This window comes from Halomonas rhizosphaerae, from assembly GCF_030010555.1.
GTDB lineage: Bacteria > Pseudomonadota > Gammaproteobacteria > Pseudomonadales > Halomonadaceae > Halomonas > Halomonas rhizosphaerae.
Genome location: NZ_JASCQP010000041.1, coordinates 21888 through 30395 on the forward strand (window position 1 = coordinate 21888; position 8508 = coordinate 30395).

An 8508-nucleotide genomic window follows, 5' to 3' on the forward strand; every position below is an offset into this window, starting at 1 on the left:
CATCAGGCCCGGGCGGCGGCGCGCCCGGGAAGGCGCCATCTCAGGTGGCGCTCAACCACCTGCAGGCCCGGCCGGTAGTCGCCCCGCACGGCGGCGAGGGCACACGCCAGGGTCAGGATGGCGATGCGGTCATGGTCCTGGACCGCGGAGTTGACCGGCAGGGGCAGGAAGTCCAGCAGGCGGCTGTCGCCGAAGGTAGCCAGGCGCAGCGCTGGCGGCAGGCCGCCATCCTCCAGCAGCACGTCGAAGACCCCGTCGAGCAGGGTGTAGGAGGCGGTGACCAGGGCGTCGGGCATGCCGTGGCCATCGAGCAGCTCGCGCATCAGCCGGCCCCCCTCGACGCAGTCATAGCGCCGGGCCGCGCAGGTGATCACCTCCGGCGGCGGATGGTCGGCCAGGGCCTGCTGGAAGCCGGCGCGGCGCTCCTGGCTGATCGACAGGGCAGGCACCGCATCCAGCCAGGCGATGCGCGTCACCGCGTCATCGAGCACCGAGCGGGTCAGCCGCTCGGCGGCCTCCCGGTCGTTGCTGACCACGCTGGCGAAGTGGCGCGGGTCGAGGCCACGGTCCACGGCCACCACCGGCAGGCCGGCCGCCATCAGTTCGGCATAGAAGGGGTCCTCCATGGGCAGGCAGCTGGCGATGATCAGCACCTCGCAGCGCTGGGCGCGCAGCGCCAGGGCCAGCTCTCGCTCGCTCTCAGGGTCATCGTCGGAGCCGACGATCAGCAGCCGGTAACCCGCCTCCCGGGCGCCGCGCTCGAGCCGCTTGGCCAGGCGCGCATAGCTGACGTTCTCCAGGTCGGGGATGATCAGCCCCAGAAGGCGGCTCGCCCCCCGTCGCAGCGCGGCGGCCTGGGCGTCGACCCGGTAGCCGTGCTGCTGCACCACGGTCATCACCCGGGCGACGGTCTCCTGGCTGATGCGCCGCTCACGGGCCTTGCCGTTGATGACATAGCTGGCCGTGGTACGGGAGACCCCGGCCAGGCGAGCGATTTCAGCGAGTGTCATGGGCGTCCTCGGTAACGGGTGGGGGGCGATTCTACGTCACGGGCCGAGGCCTGCACCCCCTGCCAAAGTCGTAGCGGATCGGCCTTGCCAACCAGTATGAATCGATTCAGCATGAATAGCATCAAGGTGACACGATTCAGCCATCGGGTGCACCACTTCCCCGAGTGGCTGAGCGAGAGGCGACCACCGCCCGCGTCACCCGCGCGAACAGGAGAGACCCATGTTGACCCTACGCCAGGACGATATCCTGCTCGACTGTCGGGCCGACGACTGGCGCCTGGCGCTGGACCAGGCCGCCGATGCCCTGCACGAGGCCGGCATGGTCGAGCGCGGTTACCGCGACGGCCTGCTCGACCGCGAGTCGCAGTCCTCGACCTTCCTGGGTAATGCCATCGCCATTCCCCACGGCACCCCCGACAGCCGTCGGCACGTGCGCCGTACCGGCGTGCGCGTGCTGCAGTTCCCGGCAGGCGTCGAGTGGCACGACGGCAATCGCGTGCATGTGCTGGTGACCATCGCCGCCCAGAATGATGAGCACCTGGACATCCTGCGCCAGCTGACCCATGTGCTGGATCGTCAGGGCGTCGCCGAGCGCCTGGCCGCCGCCGGCTCGCGCAGCGAGATCGCCGGGCTGCTGTCGAAGGCGGTGGTCGAGGCGCGCCTGGATGCCGACACCCTCTGCCTGGGCTTTCCCGCCCGTGACCGCCAGGAGCTGGCGCTGGCCGGCGCGGCGCGCCTGCGCCAGGCCGGCTGCGTGGGCAGCGACTTCGTGGTCAGCGTCGCCGATCGCGCGCCCCTGGGGCTCGGCCAGGGGCTGTGGCTGGTCAGCAGCGATCGTGGCGTCGAGGTGCCGGCGTTGTCGCTGGCGACCGCCGATACGCCCCTGGAGGAGGCGGGTGAGCGGGTCACCGGCGTCTTCTGCCTGGCCGCCCAGGGCGATGCTCATCGCGGCCTGCTGGAGCGGCTCCTCGCCCTGCTGGACGCGGGGGTCGCGCGCGAACTGCACGACCTCGATGCCGAGACGCTGCTGGCGCGGTTTGCCGGTGAATCCGCCGCGGCCCGCACCCGCCAGGCCCGGGTGCTCAATGCCCACGGCCTGCACGCCCGACCGGCCAAGCAGCTGGTGCAGGTGGCGCGCGCCCAGGGCCTGGCGATCCGCGTACGCCTGGCCGATGGCGGCTTCGATGCGGTCTCGGCCAGCAGCCTGACGAGGGTGATCAACCTGGGCGCACGCCGTGGACAGCAGCTCATCTTCTCCGCCGAAGGGGACGGGGCCGAGGCCGCCCTGGAGACGGTCTGCAACGCCGTGGCCGAGGGGCTCGGCGAGCAGGTGCTGCCCTTCGACGAGAGTCGCGAGCAGACGGCGGCGGTCGTGGACGAGCCGGCGCCGGAGCCCTTGCCCGCCGATGAGCCTCACCCGGCCGTGGCCGCCTCGCCGGGGCTGGCCATCGCGCCGGTCTTCGTGTTGCGCACGCCTCACTTCGAGTATCCCCAGCGGGCCGAGGACCCTGCCGCCGAGGCTCGCCGTCTCGAGCAGGCAATCCACGAGGGCGCCCAGCAACTCGAGGCCCTGGTGCATGAGGCCCGCGGCGGCGAGGTGGCGCAGATCCTTTCCATGCACGAGGAGATGTTGAGCGACCCCGAGCTGCTCGAAGCGGCCCGGGAGCAGATCCAGGAAGGCAGCTCCGCCGAGGCGGCCTGGTGGGGCGCCATCGAGACCGCCGCCCACGCCCAGGAGATGCTCGCCGACCGGCTGCTGGCCGAGCGCGCCGCCGACCTGCGCGACGTCGGCCGTCGCGTACTGGGCATCCTCTGCCGGGTCGCGCTGCCCGAGCCGCCGGATCATCCCTACATCCTGGTCACCGACGACGTCGGGCCCTCCGACGTGGCACGCCTCGACACTTCCCGGGTACGTGGCCTGCTCACCGCCCGCGGCGGGGCCACCTCTCATAGCGCGATCCTGGCCCGGGCGCTGGGCATTCCCGCCGTGGTGGGGGGCGGCAGGCGGGTGCTGACCCTGGCGAATGGCACCGAGCTGATCCTCGATGGCGAGCGCGGCCGGGTCATCCCGGCCCCCTCCGCCGCGCGCCGTGAGGCCGCCGAACAGCGCCTGGCCGAGCGCCGCCGCCGCGAGGCCGAGGCCTGGGAGGCCCGCTTCCGGGAGGCCCGCACCCGCGACGGCCATCGCGTCGAGGTCGCCGCCAACCTGGGCAACACCGCCCATGCGGCCGATGCCGTGGAACGCGGCGCCGAGGGCGTCGGCCTGCTGCGCACCGAGTTCCTGTTCATGGCCCATGCCCAGGAGCCGGACCTCGAGACCCAGGTCGCCGAGTACCGCGAGGCGCTGGACGCCCTGGACGGCCGCCCGCTGGTGGCGCGCACCCTGGATGTCGGCGGCGACAAGCCGCTGCCCTACTGGCCGGTGCCGAAGGAGGACAATCCCTTCCTCGGCCTGCGCGGCATCCGCCTGGCACTCACCAGGCCCAGGGTACTCGAGACCCAGTTCCGCGCCATGCTGATGGCGGCGGCAGGCGATCCTGCGGCGGGCCCCGCGGGACAAGGCAAGCCGCTGCGCATCATGCTGCCGATGGTCAAGGACGTCAGCGAGTTCCGCGTCGCCAAGGCGATCCTCGACCGCCTGCTCGAGGAGATTCCCGAGACCGAGCGGACCTCCGACGTCCAACTCGGGGTGATGATCGAGGTGCCCTCCTGCGCCCTGCTGGCGCCGACCCTGGCCGCCGAGGTGGACTTCTTCTCGGTAGGGACCAACGACCTGACCCAGTACACCCTGGCCATCGACCGCGGCCACCCGGAGCTCTCCGCCCAGGCCGACGGCCTGCACCCGGCGGTGCTCAAGCTGATCGAGATGACCGTCTCGGCCGCCCATGCCCACGGCAAGTGGGTCGGGGTCTGCGGGGAGCTCGCCAGTGACGCCGTCGCCGTGCCGGTGCTGGTGGGGCTCGGCGTCGACGAGCTGTCGGTCAGCGCCCGCCAGGTGCCCCTGGTCAAGGCGCGGCTCGCCGAGTTCGACCTCGCCGAGGCGCGTGGCCAGGCGGAGCTGGCCCTGGCCCAGGCCACCAGCGAGGCGGTGCGCGACGCCCTGGAGGTGCGCTGATGGCCCGGATCCTGACCCTTACCCTCAACCCCGCCCTGGACCTCTCGGTGAGCCTCGGCCGCCTGGTGCCGGGCGAGGTCAATCGCACCCGCGAGACGCACCTCGCCGCCGCCGGCAAGGGGGTCAACGTGGCCCGGGTGCTGGTCGAGCTCGGCCACGAGGTCAGCGTCTCGGGCTTTCTCGGCGCCGACAACGACGGCCCCTTCCTGCGTGCCTTTGAGGCCCTGGCGGTGGAGGACGCCTTCATCCGGGTGCCGGGTGAGACCCGCATCAACGCCAAGATCGCCGAGGCCGACGGCCGGGTCACCGACATCAACGGGCCCGGGGCGGCCATCGATGACGCGGCCTGGCAGCGACTGCTCGCCTGGCTCGACACCCGCGCCGCCGATCCCCGGCGGCGTCCCGAGGCGGTGGTGATCGCCGGCAGCCTGCCGCCGGGCATCTCACCCACTGAGCTCGCCGAGCTGGTCGCCCGCCTGCGCGCGGCCGACCTCCCGGTATGGGTCGACACCAGCGGCGAGGCCCTGGCGGCGGCCATCGAGGCACGCCCCTCGGCGGTCAAGCCCAACGAGCAGGAGCTGGCCACCTGGGCCGGCACGCCACTGACGAGCGCCGACGCCCGGCTCAGGGCGGCGCTGAGGCTCTACGCCCACGGGGTCGAGGAGGCGCTGATCTCTGCCGGCCCGGAAGGCGTGCTCTGGGTCAGCCGGCGCGGCGCCTGGCAGGCCCTGCCGCCGCGCCTCGACGTCACCAGCACCGTGGGGGCCGGCGACACCCTGGTCGCCGCCATGCTGCACGGCGTGCTCTCGGGGCATCCCCCCGAGCAGGTGCTGCGCCTGGCCACGGCGCTCTCCGCCGAATCCGTCCGTCATGTGGGCGTGGGCGACGCCCGTGCCCCGGATTTCCCGCAACTCCAACAACAGACCCGCGTTCGCCGTCTCAACGACGTCGATGCAGGGGGAGCTCTCGCATGAACGCCATCATCATCACCGCCTGCCCCAGCGGCATGGCCACCACCTTCCTCGCCGCCCGTCGCCTCGAGCAGGCGGCCAGCCGCCTCGGCTGGCAGACCCGGGTCGAGATGCACGGCGAACTCGAGCCGCTCACGCCGGTCACTGCCGAGGAGATCGCCGAGGCCGACCTGGTGGTGGTCGCCGCCGATCACGTGCCGGCCCCGGAGCGCTTCGCCGGCAAGCGGCTGTACCGTGCCGCCATCGACCAGGCCCTGCCCGACCCGCGTGCCTTCCTCGAGCGGGCCAGCCGCGAGGCCAGCGACTTCCAGCCATCGGCGCAGGAGCCCGCCCCGATGGCCGCCGGCACCCGACACGACGACGCCTGCAAGATCGTCGCGGTGACCGCCTGCCCCACCGGCGTGGCCCACACCTTCATGGCCGCCGAGGCACTGGCCGAGGCGGGCAGGTCGCTGGGCCACGAGATCCGCGTGGAGACCCAGGGCTCGGTGGGCGCCCAGGACCAGCTCACCGAGGAGGAGATCGCCGCGGCCGACCTCGTGATCCTGGCCTGTGACATCGAGGTCGATGCGGCCCGCTTCGCCGGCAAGCCTATCTACCGCACCTCCACCGGCAACGCCCTGAAGAAGCCGAAGCCGACCATCGAGGCGGCACTCGAGGAGGCCGAGGTGGAGCAGGCGGGCGGCGCCGCGTCGTCGGCCCAGGGCGAGGCGAAGAGGGGCAGCAGGGAGAAGGGCGTCTACCAGCACCTGCTCACCGGGGTCTCCTTCATGCTGCCCATGGTGGTGGCCGGGGGCCTGCTGATCGCGCTCTCCTTCGTGTTCGGTATCGAGGCCTTTCAGGAGGAGGGCACCCTGGCGGCAGCGCTGATGCAGATCGGCGGTGGCACCGCCTTCGCGCTGATGGTCCCGGTCCTGGCCGGCTATATCGCCTACTCCATCGCCGACCGTCCGGGCATCGCGCCGGGAATGATCGGCGGCATGCTGGCCTCGGAGATTGGCGCCGGCTTCATCGGCGGCATCCTGGCGGGCTTTCTGGCCGGCTATGTGGCGCTGGCCGTGACCCGCCACGTCAAGCTGCCGTCGAGCGTCGAGTCCCTCAAGCCGATCCTGATCATCCCGCTGATCGCCAGCCTGGTCACCGGTCTGACCATGATCTACGTCGTCGGCGAGCCGGTGGCGGCCATCCTCTCCGCGCTCACCACCTTCCTCGAGAACATGGGCTCGGCCAATGCGGTGCTGCTGGGCATCCTGCTCGGCGCCATGATGTGCTTCGACCTGGGCGGGCCGGTCAACAAGGCCGCCTACACCTTCGGTGTGGGGCTGCTGGCCTCCGAGACCTATGGCCCCATGGCGGCGATCATGGCCGCGGGCATGGTGCCGGCCATCGGCATGGGCATCGCCAGCTTCGTGGCACGCCACAAGTTCTCCGAACCGGAGCGCGAGGCGGGCAAGGCCTCCTTCGTGCTGGGCTTCTGCTTCATCAGCGAGGGCGCCATTCCCTTCGCCGCCAAGGACCCGCTGAGGGTCATCCCGGTGTGCATGGTGGGCGGGGCGATCACCGGTGCGCTCTCCATGCTGGTCGGTGCCAAGCTCATGGCGCCCCATGGCGGGATCTTCGTGCTGCTGATCCCCAACGCCATCAATCCGGTCCTGCTGTATCTCGCCGCCATCATCATCGGCTCGCTGGTCACCGGCCTCGGCTATGCGGCGATCAAGCGCGGTAGCCAGGCGGTGGCCGTCGAGGCCAGGGCCTGAGGAAAGGCGGATTCATTGCGCGTGACATGAATCATCCCGCGCCTTGCCCACTACCGATCAATGGAGTTCCCCCCATGTTCCAGCTCACCCGCAGCGTCACCTGGCAGGCCCTCCAGGGCCTGCAGCAGCAGACCGCCAACGACCGCATCCGCGACTACTTCGCCGCCGACCCGCAGCGCTTCGAGAAGATGAGCCTGCGCGTCGGCGGGCTCTTCCTCGACTACTCCAAGCAGCCCGTCTCCGACGCGGTGCTGGCCACGCTGATCGAGCTCGCCGAGCACTCGGCGCTGGTCCAGCGCCGCGCCCAGATGTTCTCCGGCGACATCATCAACGTCACCGAGGACCGGCCCGTCCTCCATACGGCCCTGCGCAATCTCGGTGAGGGACCGCTCAAGGTCGACGGCCAGGACGTGATGCCGGAGATCCAGCGCACCCGCGAGCAGATCCGCGCCTTCTCCGAGGCGGTGCGCAGCGGCGAGTGGACGGGGTACGACGGCCAGCGCATCAAGGACGTGGTCAACATCGGCATCGGCGGCTCGGACCTCGGCCCCAACATGGCCTGCCGGGCGCTGCTCAAGCACCGCCACCCGGGGCTCGGCTTCCACTTCGTCTCCAACGTCGACGGCGCCCATATCCAGAAGGTGCTCAGCCGCCTCGACCCGGCCACCACCCTGTTCATCGTCTCCACCAAGACCTTCTCCACCCAGGAGACGCTGCTCAACGCCCATACCGCGCGCCGCTGGTTCCTGGACAACGCCGGCCCGGACGCCGACGTGGGGGCCCACTTCATCGCCGCCTCGACCAACAAGGCGGCGGCCATGGCCTTCGGCATCCGCGAGGAGAACGTCTTCGAGTTCTGGGCCTGGGTCGGCGGGCGCTACTCGATGTGGTCCTCCATCGGCCTGCCCATCGCACTCTCCATCGGCTTCGAGGGGTTCATGGAGCTGCTCGAGGGCGCCTATGAGATGGACCAGCACTTCCTCGCCGCGCCCTTCGCCGAGAACATGCCGGTGCTGATGGCGCTGATCGGCATCTGGCACATCAACTTCCAGGGCGCCGAGACCCAGGCCATCGTGCCCTACGACCAGGCGCTGCATCAGCTGCCGGCCTTCCTGCAGCAGCTCGACATGGAGTCCAACGGCAAGTCGGTGGACATCTTCGGCCACCCGGTGGACTACAAGACCGGGCCCATCGTCTGGGGCCAGACCGGCTCCAACGGCCAGCACGCCTTCTTCCAGCTGCTCCACCAGGGCACCCGCTACGTGCCCATCGACTTCATCGCCTCGCTCAGGCCCGAGCCGGGCATGGAGGAGCACCACTTCGCGCTGCTCACCAACATGCTGGCCCAGGCCAACGCCTTCATGGAGGGCAGCCAGACCGGCAGCCGGCTCGACCCCTACAGCTGCCCGGGCAACCGCCCCTCCAGCGTGCTGCTGCTCGACGAGCTGACACCGAAGAACCTCGGCGCGCTGATCGCGCTCTACGAGCACAAGGTGTTCGTCCAGGGAGTGATCTGGAACATCAACTCCTTCGACCAGTGGGGGGTGCAGCTGGGCAAGCGCATCGCCGGCGAGATCAGCGAGCGCATCGACGCCCACAGCCAGGACTTCGATGCCTCCACCCAGGGCCTGCTGGCGCTGGTGCGCGGACACTTC

The 8508-nt window shown here is 71.0% G+C and carries 5 protein-coding genes; 4 read left to right on the plus strand and 1 reads right to left on the minus strand.

The window, feature by feature from the left end; all coding sequences use genetic code 11:
* Nucleotides 1-2: 2 nt before the first annotated feature.
* The gene (cra, locus tag QLQ83_RS17370; protein WP_282736773.1) at nt 3-1010 is read right to left on the minus strand and encodes a catabolite repressor/activator; all 1008 of its coding nucleotides are present in this window, start codon (nt 1008-1010) and stop codon (nt 3-5) included.
* 220 nt (nt 1011-1230) lie between these two features.
* On the opposite strand from cra, the gene ptsP reads away from it, so the two are divergent.
* The 4 genes from ptsP to pgi form a co-directional block, all read left to right on the plus strand.
* Nucleotides 1231-4125 (plus strand): phosphoenolpyruvate--protein phosphotransferase, encoded by a 2895-nt coding sequence (gene ptsP / locus QLQ83_RS17375; RefSeq protein WP_282736774.1) that lies wholly within the window; start codon nt 1231-1233, stop codon nt 4123-4125.
* Nucleotides 4125-5099: a 1-phosphofructokinase gene (gene pfkB / locus QLQ83_RS17380; protein ID WP_282736775.1), complete on the plus strand. Its 975-nt coding sequence runs from the start codon at nt 4125-4127 to the stop codon at nt 5097-5099. The genes ptsP and pfkB overlap by 1 nt, the downstream gene beginning before the upstream one ends.
* Nucleotides 5096-6853, plus strand: coding sequence for a PTS fructose-like transporter subunit IIB (locus QLQ83_RS17385; protein WP_282736776.1), 1758 nt, complete (start codon nt 5096-5098; stop codon nt 6851-6853). Before pfkB ends, QLQ83_RS17385 begins: the two co-directional genes overlap by 4 nt.
* Nucleotides 6854-6927: 74 nt before the next feature.
* Nucleotides 6928-8508, plus strand: a 1581-nt coding sequence (gene pgi, locus QLQ83_RS17390; protein WP_282736777.1) for a glucose-6-phosphate isomerase, incomplete at its 3' end; no start/stop codon positions are given.

Bases quoted from the DNA above. Each gene is read 5' to 3' on its own strand.
- cra (WP_282736773.1), bottom strand. From the start codon at position 1,010: ATGACACTCGCTGAAATCGCTCGCCTGGCCGGGGTCTCCCGTACCACG.
- ptsP (WP_282736774.1), top strand. From the start codon at position 1,231: ATGTTGACCCTACGCCAGGACGATATCCTGCTCGACTGTCGGGCCGAC.
- pfkB (WP_282736775.1), top strand. From the start codon at position 4,125: ATGGCCCGGATCCTGACCCTTACCCTCAACCCCGCCCTGGACCTCTCG.
- QLQ83_RS17385 (WP_282736776.1), top strand. From the start codon at position 5,096: ATGAACGCCATCATCATCACCGCCTGCCCCAGCGGCATGGCCACCACC.